Genomic DNA, 17,625 nt, shown 5'->3' with positions numbered 1-17,625 from the left:
GCCCTGCCGCCGGCCGCGCGCCGGCCTATCCTTTCCGAATACCCCTTGCCCGGGAGCGCCGCTCCACACCATGAAGACGAGCATGCAACGCAAGCTCGACCAGCTGTCCACACGGCTGGCCGAACTGAACGACCTGCTGAGCCGCGAAAACGTCACGGCCGACCTCGACCAGTACCGCAAGCTGACGCGTGAACATGCGGAACTTGGCCCGGTGGTCGAACAGTACGCGCTGTGGCGCCAGTCGCGCAGCGACGAGACGGCCGCGCAGGAGCTGCTCGGCGATCTGTCGATGCGCGACTTCGCGGAAGACGAAATCCGCAGCGCGCGCGAGAGCATGACCCGCCTCGAGACCGAGCTGCAGAAGATGCTGCTGCCGAAGGATCCGAACGACGACCGCAACATCTTCCTCGAAATCCGTGCGGGCACGGGCGGCGACGAATCCGCGCTGTTCGCCGGCGACCTGCTGCGCATGTACCTGCGCTTCGCGGAACGCCAGCGCTGGCAGGTCGAAATGATGTCGGAGAGCGCATCGGATCTCGGCGGCTACAAGGAAGTGATCGTGCGGATCGCGGGCCAGGGCGCGTATTCGCGCCTGAAGTTCGAATCGGGCGGCCATCGCGTGCAGCGCGTGCCGGCAACCGAGACGCAAGGGCGCATCCACACGTCCGCGTGCACGGTCGCGGTGATGCCGGAAGCCGACGAAATCGGCGAGGTCGAAATCAATCCGGCCGACCTGCGGATCGACACGTTCCGTGCGTCCGGCGCGGGTGGCCAGCACATCAACAAGACCGACTCGGCGGTGCGCGTCACGCACATCCCGACCGGGATCGTCGTCGAGTGCCAGGACGACCGTTCGCAGCACAAGAACAAGGATCGCGCGCTGAAGGTGCTCGCCGCGCGCATCAAGGACAAGCAGTATCACGAGCAGCACGCGAAGGAAGCCGCGACGCGCAAGAGCCTGATCGGCTCCGGCGATCGCTCGGAACGAATCCGCACGTACAACTTCCCGCAGGGCCGGATGACCGACCACCGGATCAACCTGACGCTGTACCGGCTCGAGGCGATCATGGACGGCGACCTCGACGAACTGATCAGCGCGCTGGTCAGCGAGCACCAGGCCGAACTGCTCGCGTCGCTCGGCGACGCCGACTGAGGTCACGATGCCCGACACGACCGCCGACGAACTGCTGCGCGCGTCCGCGCTCGACGCGGTCGATGCGCGCGTGCTGCTCGCGCACGCGCTTGGCTGGACCCGCACGCAACTGATCACGCGCGGCGACGCGCCGCTCGACGCGGCCGCGGTCGAACGCTACCGCACGCTCGAGGCGCGCCGCATGGCCGGCGAGCCGGTCGCGCAGCTCGTCGGGATGCGCGAATTCTTCGGCCGGCCGTTCGACGTGACGCCCGACGTGCTGATCCCGCGCCCTGAAACCGAACTGCTCGTCGAAGCCGCACTCGATGCGATCGACGGGCTGCCGCATCCGGCCGTGCTCGATCTCGGCACGGGCAGCGGTGCCATTGCCGTCTCCATCGCCGCCGAGCGGCCCGATGCACGCGTGTGGGCGCTCGACCGTTCGCCGGCCGCACTCGAGGTCGCGCAACGCAACGCACGCAAGCTGCTCGACGCGCACCGCCCCGGCGGCCCGCTGCACTGGTTGCAGAGCGACTGGTACGCGGCGCTCGATCCTGCGCTCGCCTTCGACACGATCGTCAGCAATCCGCCGTACATCGCGCAGCACGATCCGCACCTCACGCAGGGCGACCTGCGTTTCGAGCCGCGCGGCGCACTCACCGACGATGCCGACGGCCTCAGCGCGATCCGCACGATCGTCGCGGGCGCCGGCACTTACCTGAAACCGGGCGGCACGCTCTGGATCGAGCACGGTTACGACCAGGCCGAGGCCGTGCGCGCCGTACTCGCATCGCACGGCTTCGTCGCGGTCGAATCGCTCGCCGATCTGGCCGCAATCGAACGCACGACAGGCGGCCGCCTGCCGGGCTGATGCCCGGCCCGTCCGGTTGAAATCCGCTATCATTTCGATCTAACGCCCCGCAAACGCAAGGTCAGTCATGGACACCCAACAACGTATCAAGCAAATCGTCGACGAAAACCAGGTCGTGCTCTTCATGAAGGGCAACGCGCAATTCCCGATGTGCGGCTTTTCGGGCCGCGCCATCCAGGTGCTGAAGGCCTGCGGCGTCGATCAGTTCAAGACGGTCAACGTGCTCGAAGACGACGAGATCCGCCAGGGCATCAAGGAATTCTCGAACTGGCCGACCATCCCGCAGCTCTACGTGAAGGGCGAATTCATCGGCGGCTCGGACATCATGATGGAGATGTACCAGTCGGGCGAACTGCAGCAACTGTTCGCCGCCGCGTAATACGCCCCGCCCCCTTTTCGATGGCATCTCCCAGCGCGCCGCCACGCCGGCTGATCGTCGCGATCACCGGCGCCACCGGCGCGATCTACGGCGTACGGCTGCTCGACCTGCTGCGCGCCGCCGGCGGCGTCGAAACGCACCTGCTGATTTCGAACGCCGGCTGGCTCAACATCCAGCACGAACTGAAGCTGTCGAAGGCCGAGGTCGAAAGCCGTGCGGACGTCGTGCACTCGGTGCGCGACGTCGGCGCGACGATCGCATCGGGGTCGTTCGCGACCGACGGGATGGTGATCGCGCCCTGCTCGATGAAGACGCTCGCGAGCGTCGCGCACGGGCTGTCCGACAACCTGATCACGCGCGCGGCCGACGTCACGTTGAAGGAGCGCCGCCGCCTCGTGCTGATGGTGCGCGAAACGCCGTTCAACCTCGCGCATCTGCGCAACATGACGGCCGTGACCGAAATGGGCGGCATCGTCTTCCCGCCGCTACCCGCGTTCTACGCAATGCCGAAGACGATCGAGGAACTCGTCGACCAGACCGTCACCCGCGTGCTCGACCTGTTCGCGCTCAGTGCACCGATGACGACGCCGTGGGCCGGCATCCGGCCGGGGCAGTAAGCCGCTCGCCTCTTCCGCGCCGTTCTTCGCGCATCTTCATCGATTCATCTGCCTTCCGGCCTGATTCGGCCACCTCGAACCCTCGTCCGCCCTCGCGCTCGCGGAATCGGCCCGATTATCAACCAATACGACTCAATCAAATTCCACGCGACGGATTTATCAATGCTCGGTGCGCGCCTATAGTCACAGGCAAATCCCTTTGCAGGCCACCACCATGAACCGCTTGCCTTCGCTCTACCTGTCCCACGGCGCCCCGACGCTGCCGATCGACCCGACGCTGCCGTCCGGCGCGTTCACCCACCTTGGCGCCGAATTGCCGCGCCCGCGCGCGGTACTGATGCTGTCCGCGCATTGGGGCACGCAGCGTCCCGTCGCCAGCGTCGCCGCGCATCCTGAAACGATCCACGACTTCTACGGCTTTCCGCAGGCGCTGTACGACATCCGCTACCCGGCGCCCGGCGCGCCCGACGTCGCCGAGCGCGCGGCCGGACTGCTGAATGCGGCCGGCATCGCCACCGCGACGACCGAGCACGGCCTCGACCACGGCGCGTGGGTACCGATGCTGCTGATGTTCCCGGAAGCCGACGTGCCGGTGGCACAGCTGTCGATCCAGCCGCGGGCGGATGCTGCACACCACTTCGCGCTCGGCCGCGCGCTGCGACCGCTGCGCGACGAAGGCGTGATGGTGATCGGCTCCGGCCAGATCACACACAACCTGCGCGCCGCCGATTTCGGTGCGGCACCGGAAGACGCGGACCCGCGCGTCGCGGAATTCACCGACTGGTTCGAGGCGAAACTGGCCGCGCGCGACGTCGACGCGCTGCTCGACTACCGTCGGCAGGCGCCGCATGCCGCGCTGATGCATCCGACCGACGAGCATCTGCTGCCGGTGTTCACGGCGCTCGGCGCGGCGGACAACGACTACCAGCTTGGCATCCAGTCGCTCGGCACGTACCAGCGCGTGCTCGCGATGACGAACTACGTGTTCGCGAGCGCGGCCGCCTGAGCGTCGCGCGGCAACCGTCGAGCGCCAATAAAAAGCCCGCCCGAGCATCGCTCGGGCGGGCTTTTTTCCGCTGCTGGCTGCCGCCGCCGAATCCGGCGACAGGTCACGCGTCAGGCACCGACCCCCTCGAGGATCTCGTCGTGCGATTCACGCTCGTCGAGATACTGGGTCCGGTAGCCGGTATTCACGCCCCAGAAGTAGAACACCAGCGAGATTGCGGCGACGATCAGCATGTCCCAGCCGTACGGCAGCACGCCGTAACCGCCGAACTCCTTGCTGCCGATCAGCGACAGCACGGCCATCGTCGGCAGGTACGCGACCAGCCACCATGCGGCCTTCAGGTCGGCACCCCAGCCGGTCCAGCCCGACTTCGCCTGGAAGTAGAAGTACACCGGCAGCGCGACGATCATCAGCAGGATGATCTCGCCCGTCAGCGGCCACTTCGCCCAGTAGAGGATCAGCGACGCGCAGACGAACGCGAACGGCGCGATCAGCTTCATCAGCGGAATCGACAGCGGACGCTCGATGTCGGTCGCCGAACGGCGCAGCGCCATCAGGCTGATCGGGCCGGTCAGGTACGAGATCACCGTCGCAACCGAGATCACCGCCGCGAGCGAGCTCCAGCCGCGGAAGAAGAACAGGAAGATGAACGAGACCAGCAGGTTGAACCACATCGCCTGGCGCGGCACGCCGTAGAGCGGGTGCACGTTGCCGAACATCTTCGGCATCGTGTTGTTGCGCTCCATCGCGTAGATCATGCGGGTGGTGGTCGCCATGTACGTCGTGCCGGTGCCGCTCGGGCTGACGAACGCGTCGACGTACAGCAGGATCGCGAGCCAGTTCAGGTTCAGCGCGATCGCCAGTTCGGCGAACGGCGACTTGAAGTTGAAGTGCGACCAGCCCTGCGCGACGTCAGCCGGATTCACCGAGCCGATGTACGCCATCTGCAGCAGTACGTAGATCACGAGCGCGATCAGGATCGACGTGATCACCGCGAACGGCACGCTGCGCGACGGGTTGCGCGCTTCGCCCGCGAGGTTCACCGGGCTCTGGAAGCCGTTGAACGCGAACACGATGCCGCTTGTCGCGACCGCGGTCAGCACCGCCGACCAGCCGTACGGCGCAAAGCTTGCATTGGATGCGGTGCCGAGGTTTTCCGGATGGTAGCTCGTCAGCATCAGGCCGAGGATCGTGAGGCCGGGGATCAGGAACTTGAAGATCGTGATCGTGGTGTTCGCCCGGGCAAACGCCTTCACGCCCCAGTAATTCAGCAAGAAGTAGATGACGACCAGCACGGCCGACAGCAGCAGGCCGGGTGTCGTCAGCTCGCCGTTTACGAATAGCGCATGCGCCCACGGATACGGCCACGTGCTCATGTACTGGATCGACGCTTCAGCCTCGATCGGGATCACGGATACGATCGCGATCCAGTTCGCCCACGCGCTGATGAAGCCGACCAGCGAGCCATGCGAGTAGCGCGCGTAGCGCACCATGCCGCCCGACTCGGGGAACATCGCGCCCAGTTCCGCGTACGTCAGTGCAATCGCGAGAATCACGACCGCGCCGATGATCCATGCGCAGATCGCTGCCGGACCGGCGATCTTTGCGGCCTTCCAGGCGCCGAACAGCCAGCCCGAGCCGATAATCGAACCCAGCCCCGTCAGCATCAATGCAAACGGGCCGATGTTCCGTTGAATAGAACTCTTCACATCCTCTCCTGTGTCTCAAAAAGCATGGTCGGCCCGCGGTCCGGGATCGGCTCGGACTGCACCGCGCACGCATTCTTGGGGGGACGCGTCACCCGATCAGGGCAACCCGTCCGCGCGGCGCGTAGTTTAACGGTTGCACCTCAAGCGTGGCGCCAAAATCGTTCGGCCCCTACAAAAAATTCGCATCGTTTGCAAGCTTTGTAAACCTGATATACGCAATAACCCTGAGTCCATGGAAATACGGTTGACCACGCGGGTGATAAGCCGTATAAAGGACTTCGCAGGATTTCAAGTGGCGAGTGAATTGGTTCTTTCGTAGTTCGCCCATCAACGGTACTCCGGTTGGTCCTATTACCCCTTCCTTGATTTTCCGCACACCATGGGCTTCGGCCCCGTTTTATCTTTTTAGGAACAAGTAACATGGCAACCGGTACCGTCAAGTGGTTCAATGACGCAAAGGGCTTCGGCTTCATCACCCCGGAAGGCGGCGGCGACGATCTGTTCGCGCACTTCTCGGAAATCCGCGTCGAAGGCTTCAAGACGCTGCAAGAAAACCAGAAGGTTGAATTCGAAGTGAAGACGGGCCCGAAGGGTCTGCAAGCTGCGAACATCCGTCCGGTCTAAGCTTGGCGCGATTATTCGTGTAAAAAAGCCCCGCTTCGGCGGGGCTTTTTGTTTTTCGGCGCCGGTCGCCCGGCATGACGGCCTTTCAGCCGCCCGCATTCAGCCGAACAAGCGCTGCGCGTGAATGCCGAGACCCGTCGCGACACTCGCGAGGCGGTCGCCGAACACCGGCTGCGCATCCGGGAACGCACCCGCGAGCGCACCCGACAGGAACGCGAGCCCCGTCGAGCCGCCGGTGAAATACAGTGCGCCGACGTCGCGCGGCGCGACACCCGCCAGCCGCACCGTCTCGCGCGCGGCATCGACGATGCGGGCGGTGTCGTCGCGGCTCGCATCGACGAGGCGCTCGGCGTCGAACGCGATCTGCAGATCCTCTTCCACGTCGTTCAGGTCGATCATCGTCTCCCCGCCCGCCGCGACGCCGATCTTCGCTTCCTCCGCGCGCGCCATCAACGCATGCCCGAGCCGCTGCTCGACCACGCTCGTGAGCCGGTCGTACTGCTGCACATCGCGGTACAGGTGCTTCATCAGCTTCAGCTCGCCGAGCCGCTTCGGCGTGTAGACCGTGTTGATCAGGTGCCAGGTCGCGAGATCGAAGTAGATCTTGTTCGGCAGCTCGCGCCCTTCGGGATCGAGCGAACGGTAGCCGAATGCGGGCAGGATCGCGGCCAGCTCGACACGCCGGTCGTAGTCGGTGCCCGCGACGTGCACGCCGTGGTGGGCCAGCACGTCGTCCTTGCGCTCGAGCCGCGCCATCCGCTCGGGCCCGACGCGCACCAGCGAGAAGTCGGACGTGCCGCCGCCGATGTCGGCGACGAGCACGAGGCGCTCCGCCTGCTGGCGCGACTCGTAGTCGAACGCGGCCGCGATCGGTTCGTACTGAAATTGAACGTCCGTGAAGCCGACCGACCGCGCGGCAGCCTCGAGCTGGTCCTGTGCAAGGCGGTCGGCGCGCGGATCGTCGTCGACGAAGAACACGGGCCGGCCGAGCACCGCACGACCGATCGGCGCAGCCGCGCGGGTTTCGGCCTTGTGCTTCAGGTGCGTCAGGAAGCGCGCGATGATGTCGGTGTACGCGATCGCGCTGCCGTCGCCGAGGTCGGTCGTCGTTTCCGCGAGCGGCGAGCCGAGAATGCTCTTCATCGAGCGCATCAGCCGGCCGTCGAAACCGTCGATGTAGGAAGCCAGCGCCGCACGGCCGTATTCGACCGTCTCTTCGTCGTTGTTGAAGAAGATCGCGGTGGGCAGCGTCAGGTGGTCGCCCTCGACGGGCGCGAGGCGCATGCCATCGCCGTCGGGCAGCGCCACGGCGGAATTGGACGTGCCGAAATCGATCGCGCAGTAAGTCATGGGAAATTGCCGCAGCAGGGCCGGCGCGAAAACGGAAAGGACGGGCTTTTTAACATGAAGCCCGCGGGATCACAACCGGGGCCGGCCACCGGTGCCGCGCAGCGGGCCCCGGTGGCGACGGCGCGCAGACGGGCGCGCCGGGAAGACAGGCGGACGGGATGCGCGACGCAGCCCCCTCCAGGCAGGTCAGGCCGCCGCGTCGAAGCCCTTCTTCCACGCGCCCGCATAGACGACCTCGCCGATCGCATGACGCGTGCGCGGCGCCTTCTCGCGATCGCGCAGCACGGGATCGAGCTTGTCGACGTTGCCGTAGTGGCCGAGCGAGATGATCGCCGGAATCGCGACGTCGGCCGGGATCGCAAACGCGTCGCGGAACGCCTTCGCGTCGAAGCCGCTCATCTGGTGGGCAGCCAGGCCCAGCGCGTGCGCCTGCAGCACCAGCGACATCGCGGCGGCGCCCGCGTCGTACAGCGCGGTCGGTGCCGGTTCCCCCTTCGGCGTGAGCGTATGCGCGGTCACGGCGATCAGCACCGGCGCCGGCGCATTCCAGCCCTGGTTGAACGGCACCAGCGTCGCGAACGCGCGCTTGAATGCGTCTTCGTCCTGCGTGCGGTCGAATACGATGAAGCGCCACGGCTGCGCGTTGTACGCAGACGGTGCCCAGCGGGCAGCTTCGAGCACCGCGTGCAGATCGCCGGCGCTGACGGGTTCATCCGAATACGCGCGCGGGCTCCAGCGGCCCGCGATCAGATCGTGAATCGAAACAGTGGTGGGAGCAGGTTTGACGGACATGCGGATCCTCGCTGACATCGATGAAGGGGCGCGAACGCCTGGCGAACCGCAAGCATACCCGCTTGAGCCGATCCGCGCCCGATCCTGCCGAGCTATGCAAATCTCCGTGCGTGCATTGGCCGGCCGCCTGCCGCGCGGGCCGGCCGGACTGCCGGCTTGCCGCGATCAGGCCGCCTGCGCAGCCGCGCGCGACGGGCCGCGGTTGATGCGCAGCACGATCAGCGCGCCGAAGATGCACAGCCCGCCCGAAATCATCGATGCGATCGTGTAGGTGCCGAGGCTCGCGCGCAGCAGCCCTGCGCCGAGCGCCGCGAACGCCGCGCCGAGCTGGTGGCCGGCGACGATCCAGCCGAACACGACCGGCGCCGCGGCCTTGCCGAACACGTCGGTCGCGAGCCGCACGGTCGGCGGCACGGTCGCGATCCAGTCGAGCCCGTAGAACATCGCGAACAGCGGCAGCCCGAAGAAATCGATCCCGAACGCATGCGGCAGGTAGATCAGCGACAGCCCGCGCAGCCCGTAGTACCAGAACAGCAGCACGCGATTGTCGTAGCGGTCGGACAACCAGCCCGACAGCGTCGTGCCGAACAGGTCGAACACGCCCATCGCGGCGAGCAGCGATGCGCCCTGCACTTCCGTCATCCCGTAGTCGCTGCACATCGCGATCAGGTGCGTGCCGACGTAACCGTTGGTGCTCGCGCCGCAAATGAAGAAGCTGAAGAACAGCAGCCAGAAATCGCGCGAGCGGCTCGCCGTCAGCAGCGTACGGAACGCGACCGCGAGCGGGTTCTCCTTGGTCGCATCGGGCGCGGGCGGCGCATCGGCCGGCTCGCCGTAAGGGCGCAGCTGCACGTCGGCCGGCCGCTCGGGCAACAGGAACGCAACGAGCGGAATCACGATCGCGGCCGCCACCGCGACGACCAGCACGACCGGCCGCCAGCCGTGGCGCTGCGCGATCGCCGCGAGCATCGGCAGGAACACGAGCTGGCCGGTGGCCGTGCTCGCGGTCAGGATCCCCATCACGAGGCCGCGCCGCGCATGGAACCAGCGCGTGACGAAGGTCGCGGACAGCGTCAGCGCGACGACACCCGTCGAGCAGCCGACCATCAGGCCCCAGATCACCACCATCTGCCAGCTCTGCGTCATCATCGACGACAGCGCGACGCCCGCGCTCATCGTCACGAGCGCGGTGAGGATGGTCGGGCGCAGCCCGAAGCGCTGCATCGCGGCGGCCGCGAACGGGCCGGTCAGGCCATACAGCGCGATGTTCACCGAGATCGCCAGCGAAATCGCCGCGCGGCTCCAGCCGAGCTCGCGTTCGAGCGGCACCATCAGCACGCTCGGCGTCGCGCGCGTGCCGGCGGCCGCCAGCAGGATCAGGAATACCACCGCCGCCGCGAGCCATCCGTAGTGGAAGCGCCCGCCGATTCGTGTCACCGCCCAGTTCATCTTCGCGTTCTCCAGTTGGCGGCGCCGACGCCTCCGCGCCCGCTCCGCCCCACCCAGCCAGGCCACCTCCGCCGCACGCTGCATCGGCTGACCCGGGCCGACGCTTGGCATTTGTCTGTCGATCCGGTCGGCATTGTTACCGACCGGTCACAAGTGTGTTGCGATCGTAGTGACCAATCGGTAACATGTCAAGCAATCCAATATGCAGTCGAGGGTCATCATGTCGGGCATCGAGATCGCCAAACCGCCGGCGCGTCGTACGCGCCGGCCGATCGACGGCGCCACCGCGCAGGAGCACCTGCTGCGCGCCGCCGAGGAGCTGTTTTACAGGGAAGGCGTTCGGACGGTGGGCGTCGAGGCGGTCGTGGAACGCGCGGGCGTCAACAAGATGAGCCTGTATCGGCAGTTCTCGTCGAAGGACGACCTGATCCTCGCGTATCTGGAGCGGATGGATGCGTGTTTCTTCGAGCGTCTCGACACAAGCACCGCGAAGCATCCGGGCCAGCCGAAGGCGCAACTGATCCAGTATTTCGTCGACCTGGCCGAGCGCGCGACGCAGAAGGACTATCGCGGCTGCCCGTTCGTCAACGTCGCGGCGGAGTTTCCGGATGCATCGCACCCGGCGCGCGAGCGCGTCGCGCAGAACAAGGAACAGTTGATGAAGCGGCTCGTCGCGCTTTGCGAAGGCGCCGGCGCGCGGCAACCGCAGGCGCTCGCCGATGCGCTCGCGCTGGTGGTCGAGGGTATCTACGCGGCGAGCCAGACCTATCGGCACGGCGAAACGCCGATCGGCACCGCGCCCGCGCTCGTCACGCAATTGATCGAAGCCGCGTGCGCGTGACGGGCCGCGCGCGTCCGCACCCTGCGCGCCCGCTACAATGCGGCCCTCGCCGCCCTTCCGCCCGACTGGTTTCACGATGACCGACACCCGCCCCGAATCGCATGACGACATCCTCGCCGCCACGCGGCACTGGCTCGCGCGCGCGGTGATCGGGCTCAATCTGTGCCCGTTCGCGAAAAGCGTCTATGTGAAGGAACAGGTGCGCTACGCGATCAGCGAAGCGACGACGCTCGAAGACGCGCTCGCCGAACTCGAAACGGAACTGCGCGCGCTCGACGCGGCCGACCCGCAGCAGGTCGACACGACGCTCTTGATCTTCCCGCATGCGTTCGCCGATTTCGTCGACTACAACGATGCGCTGTTCTTTGCCGACCGCCTGGTGCGGCAACTGCGGCTCGACGGCGTGCTGCAGATTGCGAGCTTCCACCCGCAGTACCGGTTCGAAGGCAGCGAGCCCGACGACATCGAGAACTACACGAACCGCGCGCCGTATCCGATCCTGCACCTGCTGCGCGAGGACAGCATCGCGCGCGCGGTCGACGCGTTCCCGGACGCGTCCGCGATCTACGAAAGGAATCAGGAAACACTGCGCCGCCTCGGCCACGACGGCTGGCGCGAATGGATGCGCCGGCCGGGCGACGACGTCTGACGCGGCGTGCAACGTGCGGCGTGCAACGTGCGCCGCGTGGCGCGCCCGCCGCCCGCGCGTCAGCCTTCGGCCGGCTCCGCGACCTCGCCGCCCGCCGCCGCGGCTTCCGGCACGAAGAAACGTGCGTTCAGCTCGGCAAGCCCGAACATCCCCAGGATCTCGTTCAGCCGCTCGCCGGGCCGCCGACGCGGCAGGTTCTTGTACTGCGCGATGATCAGCTCGTTCTTCATCGAATGCTCCCAGCCGACCAGCTCGGTCACGCTGACCTGGTAGCCGTGCGCTTCGAGCTGCAGGCAGCGCAGCACGTTGGTGATCTGGCTGCCGAATTCGCGCGTATGCAGCGGATGCCGCCACACTTCCGTCAGCGCGTTCGCGAGCGATTTGCCCTTGTTCTTGCGCAGCACGCCCGCGACTTCCGCCTGGCAGCACGGCACGAGCACGATGTGCTGCGCGCGCTTCGCGAGCGCGAAGCGGATCGCGTCGTCGGTCGCCGTGTCGCACGCATGCAGCGCGGTGACGACGTCGACCGTTTCGGGCAGCTTCGGCGACGTGATCGAATCGGCGACCGACAGGTTCAGGAACGACATGCCGCCGAACCCGAGCCGCGCGGCGAGCTCGGCCGAACGCGTGACCAGCTCCTCGCGGGTCTCGATCCCGTACACGTGCGACGCAAATGCCGCCGTGCCGTGCCCCGGCTGCTGCTTGAAGAACAGGTCGTACAGGATGAAGCCGAGATACGACTTGCCGGCGCCGTGATCGACGAGCGTCACGCTGCCACGGTCGGCCTGCACGCCGGCAAGCAGCGGCTCGATGAACTGGAACAGGTGATAGACCTGTTTCAGCTTGCGGCGGCTGTCCTGGTTCAGCTTCCCGTCGCGGGTGAGGATGTGCAGTTCCTTCAGCAGCTCGACGGACTGCTCCGGGCGGATTTCGTGGGTCTTGTTCGACATCGTGAAGCGGCGCCGGGCCACGGTCGGCAGACCACGGCCCGGCGGCGGGAATTCGTGAGGAATGGCGATAGTTTACCGAAAATGCGCGGTCAGGCTCGTGCGCCGAGCCGCCAGAGCGACGTGACCTCGGCGCGGCGTGCCGCGTGCAGCGGATCGTCGGCGTCGGCGGACTTCGGGTGTGCGGGGCGGATGTCTTCGCGGCCGAGCACGACGAGGCCGGCTTCGTCGATCCACTGCAGCAGGGTGTCGCGCGGCCGCAGGCCGAGATGCTCGGCGAAATCGGACAGGATCAGCCAGCCTTCGCCGCCCGGTTCGAGATGGTCGGCGAGCCCCGCGAGGAAACCGCGCAGCATGCGGCTGTCGGGATCGTAGACCGCGTACTCGATCGGTGCGCTCGGACGGGCCGGCACCCACGGCGGGTTGCAGACGACGAGCGGCGCACGGCCGGCCGGAAACAGATCCGCCTCGACGACCTCGACGCGGCCCGCGTGGCCCAGCCGCTCGACGTTCTCGCGCGCACAGGCGAGCGCCCGCGGATCCTGATCGGTCGCGACGATGCGCTCGACGCCGCGCGACGCCAGCACGGCCGCGAGCACGCCGGTGCCCGTGCCGATGTCGAACGCGAGCGACGTCGCGGGCAGCGGCGCGCGCGCGACGAGTTCGACGTATTCGCCGCGCACCGGCGAGAACACGCCGTAGTGCGGATGGATCGGCGCGCCGCCCAGCGCCGGGATCGGCACACCCTTCTTGCGCCATTCATGCGCGCCGACGAGGCCGAGCAGCTCGCGCAGCGACACGACCGACGGTGCGCCGCCCGGGCCGTACGCTTCCTCGCACGCGGCGCGCACGTCGGGCGCGCGGCGCAGCGGGATCGTGTAGTCGGCATCGAGCGGGATCAGCAGCATCCCGAGCGTGCGGGCGCGCTGCGACTGCGCGAGACGATGCAGGTTGAATGCGTCGACGCCCACCGCGGCCTTCGCCTTCTTCGGCTTGCGTTCGACACGGCGCGCCATCGCCTGCACGAGCTGGCGCGCATTCTGGAAGTCGCCCTGCCAGACGAGCGCGGTGCCCTCGCAGGCCAGACGGTAGGCCGCGTCGGCGGTGAGACGGTCGTCGGCGGGCACCGCGCGCTTCGGCGGCTGCACGCCGGCTTCGGAGCGCCAGCGCACGGCATGTTCGGCGCCGTCGGCGTCGGTCCAGTGGAAAACGGGGAAATCGGTCACGCGAGCTCGGCTACGGTTGGCTTCAGACAGGCGGCGCGACAGACGCGCGCCGCGCGGACCACACCATACCGCGCTTTGCCCGCGCGGCAAAGCGCGGGCGACCGCCCCGACCGCCGCCCGCGCGATGCTCGCGGCGTGCTGGCGCTGACGGGCCGGTCAGCTCTGGTCGTCGAGCGCGGCGTCCGGCGCGTTCTGCTTCACCGACGCGATGCCGTTCTCGCGGCTCGCTTCGGCCTTGTACAGCTCGCTCGTGCCGATGATCTCGTGATTGCCGGCCTTCAGGTTGAACATGAACTGGCCGTTGCTCGCGGTCTTGCGCTCGTAGCGCGCGTCGTCCGGCGCGTTCTTGCGCACCGACGCGACGCCGTTTTCCGCCGACGCCTTGGTCTTGTACAGCTCGCTGCGCAGAATGATCTCGCCGTTGGCGGCCTTCAGGTGGAACAGGAACTGCCCGTCGCTCGCTTTCTTGATGACGAATTTCGCTGCCATGGTGCCCTCTCGAAAAAGTCGCCCGGCCCTCCGGACTGAGGCAGTCTAAACGCGATTGACGCGCAAGACGTAAGGCACGTGAAGCTCGATCGTCAGGAATCGTCAGACGGCGCCGCGATCGCGACGCTTCGTCCGGCCCGGCATCCGGCATCCCGCATCGCGCCGGCATCGTCTACCCGCCCCACCCCGGCATCGCCGGCATGCGCAACGTGCCCGCATCGCTGAAGCGCACGGTGCCGAGCACGCCGCCCGCGAGCCGGCCGCGCAGCGCATACGGCAACTCGCCGCTGGCAGCCGCGCCGGGCAGGTTCCACGCCTGCCGCGCGGCGGCGAACGCCGACACGGAAACCGGCACGTCGAGCACGGCCTCGCCGAAGCGCGGCACGACGCCCGAGCGGTCGCTCACGCCGCTCGCGAACGGCGTGCCGTTCAGGTCGAGCGCCACCGAGATGCCGTCGTATTCGATCGGCGTGTCGTTCGGGTTCTGCACGCGCAGCTTCAGGTTGAAACGCATCTCGAGGCCCTGCCCGACGAGCGGGTCGAGCCCGGCGACCGACACGCGCACGGAATCGCGCGTGAGCCCCGCGCAGCCGCCGAGCAGGAGCACGGCGGCGAACAGCAGCAGCACGGCGCGCAGCGGCGCGATTCGGAACAGGGTTCGTGGCATGGGGGCCTCCTCGCGGCAATCGGTGAGCGGATCGTCGCTGCATTGTACCGAGCGCGCCCCGCACACCGGGTTTCGTAGTTTTCGCGGCCACGCCGGATCGTTAATAGATTAAAACTACGAAAATACCAGCTAAACGGAAAGCGCATTAATGCTTTCCAGCATTCAATGAAGCGCGGTGAATTCAATAGATGCAATTTCTAAATTTTTCGTTTCCTTTACCTAAAACCATCAAGTATATTTACGCATCCTTCGAGCAAGCCGACAAAGCTTGAAGCCGCATGACGGCGATTTTACGGAACGGCGACACGCCTTCCTGCCATCCTGCGGCCCGGCCCGGCCAGCCCCGTAGGTCGTTGGTTCAATGGAATCGCGCGCCCGCGCAGGGCGCGCGGCTCCGTGTCGTGCGCGCGAAATCAACTCAGTACAACACGCGCCCGGCCATTTTGAACCGGCAAGTTAACCGACATCCGGAAATCCAGAGGGGGCAGTAAACCATGATTACCTTCACGTAGTCGGCCGCCGTCTTTTCGAATAATCCGTCATTGGCATTTTCATCGCTGTTGATTAACGGCGAGGGGATTGTTTTTGCCGGCGTTTTCGCAGCACTGAACGATTCTTTCAACAATCGAGGTTTCAGTCATGTCGATCGATATTCGCAAGATGCGTTATCTGCCGCTCGTCGCCGCGCTCGCACTCGCCGGGTGCGGCGGTGACGACGGCGGTGCAGGCTCCGCTTCCGCGCTCAGCTCCGCCGGCGCGCCGCACTCGGGCTCGTCGCCCACCGTCAACGCGCCGCCGAGCGCATCCAACGTCGACAAGAGCGTGTCGCCTGTCGAGTTGCCGGACACCGTGGTGCCCGTGAACTACCGGCTGTGGTTCCGCCCGAACGACGCGCTGAACGCGTTCGACGGCCGCGCCGACGTCGAGATCAAGGTGCTGAAGCCGGTCAACAACATCGTGATCGCCGGCCACCGGATCAAGTTCACGAACGGCCGCATCACGCTGCAGCCGGGCAACATCCAGCTGATCGCGACGCCGCAGGACAAGGGCGACTTCTACCAGCTGCGCCCCGTGAGCGGCACGATCTCGCCGGGCAACTATTCGCTGCACATGGAATGGTCGGGCATCATCAACTTCAAGTCGTATGACGATCCGGGCACGAAGACGGGCGGCAGCTGCGGCGACGATCCGTATCCGGGCTGCTCGGCCGCGGAAGGCGTGTTCCGCGTCGACCTGAAGGGCACCGACGGCAAGACGAGCGGCGCGATCCTCACGCAGGGCGAAACCAACCTGTCGCGCCAGTGGTTCCCCGGCTGGGACGAGCCGGCGTTCCGCCCGACCTATGAAGTGACGGCCGAAGTGCCGTCGAACTGGCGCGTCGTGTCGAACGCGGCCGAGAAGCCGTCGACCAACGTCGGCGGCGGCTACAAGCTCGTGCAGTTCGAGAAGACCCCGCCGATGCCGTCGTACCTGCTGTTCTTCGGCGGCGGCCAGTTCGACACCTATGAAGACGACTTCACGAGCCCGCTGCCGGGCGGCAAGGGCGGCCTGCACCTGCGCGTGTTCACGCCGCCGGGCATGAGCGACTGGGCGAAGCCGGCGATGGACCGCACCAAGCAGGCGCTCGACTTCTACTACCGCTACACGGGCATTGCGCTGCCGCTCACGAAGTTCGACACGGTGGCCGCGAACGATGCGTTCAAGGAGCAGAAGGACCTGAACTTCGGCGGGATGGAGAACTGGGGGTCGATCCTCGAGTTCGCCGACGACATCCTGCCGCAGCCGGGCCAGCCGATGTCGCACTACGGCAACGAGGTGCTGACGCACGAAGTCGCGCACCAGTGGTTCGGCGATCTCGTCACGACCGACTGGTGGGACAACGTGTGGCTCAACGAATCGTTCGCGACGTTCTTCGAGACGAAGACGACGATCCAGTTCTTCCCCGACGAGTTCAGCTGGCTCGACCAGGTGAAGAACAAGTACCGCGTGATCAATCGTGACATCGGCCCGAACGCCTTCCCGGTCGCGCCGAACTTCAACGGCTGGGCCTCGAACGACTTCGTGCTGAGCGCCAGCGCGTTCACGTACGACAAGGGCGGCCACGTGCTGAAGACGCTCGAGAACTATCTCGGCGAACAGACGCTGCGCAAGGGTTTGCAGCAGTACCTCGTCGACTACTCGTTCGGCAACGGCACACCGAAGCGCCTGTGGGATGCGCTGTCGAAGGAAAGCGGCCAGGCGATCGGCGCGATCGGCGACAGCTACGTCCGCCAGACCGGCGTGCCGCTGATCTCGCTCGACACGCAGTGCGACCTGACGAAGAACCAGACGGTCGTCACGCTGAAACAGCAGCCGTTCCCGAACAAGAACGCGTATCCGGGCCTGCAATGGACGGTGCCGATCACGCTCGCGTACGGCCAGGGTCTCGCGAAACGCACGACGCTCGCGCTGAAGGATACGCAGACGCAAACGCGGATCGACGGCTGCACGGGCGTGGTGGCCGACCCGAGCGGGCTCGACTACTACGTCGTGAACTACAGCGACGCGGCCTGGAGCGGGCTGCTCACGCAGGTCAACGGCTCGACCGATCCGGTGCTGCTCGCGAACCTGAAGAGCGAAGCCGCGCTGCTCGTCGCGAACAACCTCGCGCCGGCATCGCGCTCGACGTCGATCGGCTCGGTCGCTTCGCCGGCTGCGATGAAGCTGCGCCAGACGCCGACCTTCGGCGGCATCGAACCGGTGACGAAGGAACGCCCGGCACTGCAATACCAGGGCATCTTCAAGCCGCGTAAGGTAGTCACGCAGTAACGGTGCGCGCCCGGCCGGTGCCGCGCAGCCTGCGGCGGCCGGCCGGCGTACCGGTTTCTCCGACCTTTG

General features: G+C 66.7%; 17 protein-coding genes. 9 read left to right on the top strand and 8 right to left on the bottom strand.

Translation table 11 applies throughout. From position 1 onward, the window contains the following. The first annotated feature begins 70 nt into the window (after positions 1-70). From prfA to APZ15_RS06090, 5 genes are all read left to right on the top strand, one after another. Entirely contained in the window at positions 71-1,153 is a 1,083-nt protein-coding gene (prfA, locus tag APZ15_RS06110; protein WP_027788492.1) for a peptide chain release factor 1, read from the top strand. 7 nt (positions 1,154-1,160) lie between these two features. Beyond that, entirely contained in the window at positions 1,161-2,003 is an 843-nt protein-coding gene (gene prmC, locus APZ15_RS06105) for a peptide chain release factor N(5)-glutamine methyltransferase (RefSeq protein ID WP_027788493.1), read from the top strand. 67 nt (positions 2,004-2,070) lie between these two features. After that, positions 2,071-2,382, top strand: a complete 312-nt coding sequence (gene grxD, locus APZ15_RS06100; protein ID WP_021161789.1) for a Grx4 family monothiol glutaredoxin — start codon at positions 2,071-2,073, stop codon at positions 2,380-2,382. Between the two features lie 20 nt (positions 2,383-2,402). Continuing rightward, positions 2,403-2,999, top strand: coding sequence for a UbiX family flavin prenyltransferase (locus tag APZ15_RS06095; protein ID WP_027788494.1), 597 nt, complete (start codon positions 2,403-2,405; stop codon positions 2,997-2,999). Between the two features lie 214 nt (positions 3,000-3,213). After that, on the top strand, positions 3,214-4,005 hold the full coding sequence (locus APZ15_RS06090; RefSeq protein WP_027788495.1) for a DODA-type extradiol aromatic ring-opening family dioxygenase: 792 nt from the start codon (positions 3,214-3,216) through the stop codon (positions 4,003-4,005). A gap of 110 nt (positions 4,006-4,115) precedes the next feature. Here APZ15_RS06090 and APZ15_RS06085 read toward each other — a convergent pair whose 3' ends face one another. Beyond that, complete coding sequence (locus APZ15_RS06085) at positions 4,116-5,714, bottom strand: APC family permease (RefSeq protein WP_021161792.1); 1,599 nt, start codon at positions 5,712-5,714, stop codon at positions 4,116-4,118. 420 nt (positions 5,715-6,134) lie between these two features. On the opposite strand from APZ15_RS06085, the gene APZ15_RS06080 reads away from it, so the two are divergent. Beyond that, positions 6,135-6,338, top strand: coding sequence for a cold-shock protein (locus APZ15_RS06080; RefSeq protein WP_006477070.1), 204 nt, complete (start codon positions 6,135-6,137; stop codon positions 6,336-6,338). Positions 6,339-6,437: 99 nt separating this feature from the next. Here the strand turns inward: APZ15_RS06080 and APZ15_RS06075 are convergent, their stop codons facing one another. The 3 genes from APZ15_RS06075 to APZ15_RS06065 form a co-directional block, all read right to left on the bottom strand. After that, positions 6,438-7,688 carry an Hsp70 family protein gene (locus APZ15_RS06075; RefSeq protein ID WP_027788496.1) on the bottom strand — a complete coding sequence of 417 codons (1,251 nt, stop codon included), beginning with the start codon at positions 7,686-7,688 and terminating at the stop codon, positions 6,438-6,440. A 186-nt stretch (positions 7,689-7,874) separates the two neighbouring features. Then, complete coding sequence (locus tag APZ15_RS06070; RefSeq protein ID WP_021161795.1) at positions 7,875-8,480, bottom strand: nitroreductase family protein; 606 nt, start codon at positions 8,478-8,480, stop codon at positions 7,875-7,877. Positions 8,481-8,645: 165 nt separating this feature from the next. Then, complete coding sequence (locus APZ15_RS06065) at positions 8,646-9,929, bottom strand: MFS transporter (protein ID WP_027788497.1); 1,284 nt, start codon at positions 9,927-9,929, stop codon at positions 8,646-8,648. A gap of 220 nt (positions 9,930-10,149) precedes the next feature. On the opposite strand from APZ15_RS06065, the gene APZ15_RS06060 reads away from it, so the two are divergent. Further along, positions 10,150-10,770 carry a TetR/AcrR family transcriptional regulator gene (locus APZ15_RS06060; RefSeq protein WP_027788498.1) on the top strand — a complete coding sequence of 207 codons (621 nt, stop codon included), beginning with the start codon at positions 10,150-10,152 and terminating at the stop codon, positions 10,768-10,770. Positions 10,771-10,846: 76 nt separating this feature from the next. Further along, positions 10,847-11,419 (top strand): DUF1415 domain-containing protein, encoded by a 573-nt coding sequence (locus APZ15_RS06055; RefSeq protein WP_027788499.1) that lies wholly within the window; start codon positions 10,847-10,849, stop codon positions 11,417-11,419. Between the two features lie 59 nt (positions 11,420-11,478). Here the strand turns inward: APZ15_RS06055 and APZ15_RS06050 are convergent, their stop codons facing one another. The 4 genes from APZ15_RS06050 to APZ15_RS06035 form a co-directional block, all read right to left on the bottom strand. Continuing rightward, positions 11,479-12,369, bottom strand: a complete 891-nt coding sequence (locus tag APZ15_RS06050) for a class I SAM-dependent methyltransferase (RefSeq protein ID WP_021161799.1) — start codon at positions 12,367-12,369, stop codon at positions 11,479-11,481. Between the two features lie 89 nt (positions 12,370-12,458). Continuing rightward, a complete protein-coding gene (locus APZ15_RS06045) occupies positions 12,459-13,592 on the bottom strand; it encodes a methyltransferase (RefSeq protein WP_027788500.1) in 1,134 nt (377 codons plus the stop codon). 156 nt (positions 13,593-13,748) lie between these two features. Further along, a complete protein-coding gene (locus APZ15_RS06040) occupies positions 13,749-14,081 on the bottom strand; it encodes a YegP family protein (RefSeq protein ID WP_027788501.1) in 333 nt (110 codons plus the stop codon). Positions 14,082-14,253: 172 nt separating this feature from the next. Beyond that, positions 14,254-14,748 carry an LEA/WHy family protein gene (locus tag APZ15_RS06035; RefSeq protein ID WP_027788502.1) on the bottom strand — a complete coding sequence of 165 codons (495 nt, stop codon included), beginning with the start codon at positions 14,746-14,748 and terminating at the stop codon, positions 14,254-14,256. Positions 14,749-15,387: 639 nt separating this feature from the next. Here APZ15_RS06035 and APZ15_RS06030 point away from each other — a divergent pair. Further along, positions 15,388-17,556 carry a M1 family metallopeptidase gene (locus tag APZ15_RS06030; protein ID WP_021161803.1) on the top strand — a complete coding sequence of 723 codons (2,169 nt, stop codon included), beginning with the start codon at positions 15,388-15,390 and terminating at the stop codon, positions 17,554-17,556. The last annotated feature ends 69 nt before the right edge of the window (positions 17,557-17,625 follow it).

The sequence above is a fragment of the Burkholderia cepacia ATCC 25416 genome (genome assembly GCF_001411495.1).
GTDB lineage: Bacteria > Pseudomonadota > Gammaproteobacteria > Burkholderiales > Burkholderiaceae > Burkholderia > Burkholderia cepacia.
Note: the sequence above shows the minus strand (reverse complement) of the source record. Positions and strands in the feature narration are given on the sequence as shown.

Coding starts and splice junctions, on each gene's coding strand:
- APZ15_RS06070 (WP_021161795.1), bottom strand. CDS start 8,480: ATGTCCGTCAAACCTGCTCCCACCACTGTTTCGATTCACGATCTGATC.
- APZ15_RS06080 (WP_006477070.1), top strand. CDS start 6,135: ATGGCAACCGGTACCGTCAAGTGGTTCAATGACGCAAAGGGCTTCGGC.
- APZ15_RS06090 (WP_027788495.1), top strand. CDS start 3,214: ATGAACCGCTTGCCTTCGCTCTACCTGTCCCACGGCGCCCCGACGCTG.
- APZ15_RS06040 (WP_027788501.1), bottom strand. CDS start 14,081: ATGGCAGCGAAATTCGTCATCAAGAAAGCGAGCGACGGGCAGTTCCTG.
- APZ15_RS06060 (WP_027788498.1), top strand. CDS start 10,150: ATGTCGGGCATCGAGATCGCCAAACCGCCGGCGCGTCGTACGCGCCGG.
- APZ15_RS06030 (WP_021161803.1), top strand. CDS start 15,388: ATGTCGATCGATATTCGCAAGATGCGTTATCTGCCGCTCGTCGCCGCG.
- APZ15_RS06065 (WP_027788497.1), bottom strand. CDS start 9,929: ATGAACTGGGCGGTGACACGAATCGGCGGGCGCTTCCACTACGGATGG.
- APZ15_RS06095 (WP_027788494.1), top strand. CDS start 2,403: ATGGCATCTCCCAGCGCGCCGCCACGCCGGCTGATCGTCGCGATCACC.
- prmC (WP_027788493.1), top strand. CDS start 1,161: ATGCCCGACACGACCGCCGACGAACTGCTGCGCGCGTCCGCGCTCGAC.
- APZ15_RS06050 (WP_021161799.1), bottom strand. CDS start 12,369: ATGTCGAACAAGACCCACGAAATCCGCCCGGAGCAGTCCGTCGAGCTG.
- grxD (WP_021161789.1), top strand. CDS start 2,071: ATGGACACCCAACAACGTATCAAGCAAATCGTCGACGAAAACCAGGTC.
- prfA (WP_027788492.1), top strand. CDS start 71: ATGAAGACGAGCATGCAACGCAAGCTCGACCAGCTGTCCACACGGCTG.
- APZ15_RS06055 (WP_027788499.1), top strand. CDS start 10,847: ATGACCGACACCCGCCCCGAATCGCATGACGACATCCTCGCCGCCACG.
- APZ15_RS06035 (WP_027788502.1), bottom strand. CDS start 14,748: ATGCCACGAACCCTGTTCCGAATCGCGCCGCTGCGCGCCGTGCTGCTG.
- APZ15_RS06075 (WP_027788496.1), bottom strand. CDS start 7,688: ATGACTTACTGCGCGATCGATTTCGGCACGTCCAATTCCGCCGTGGCG.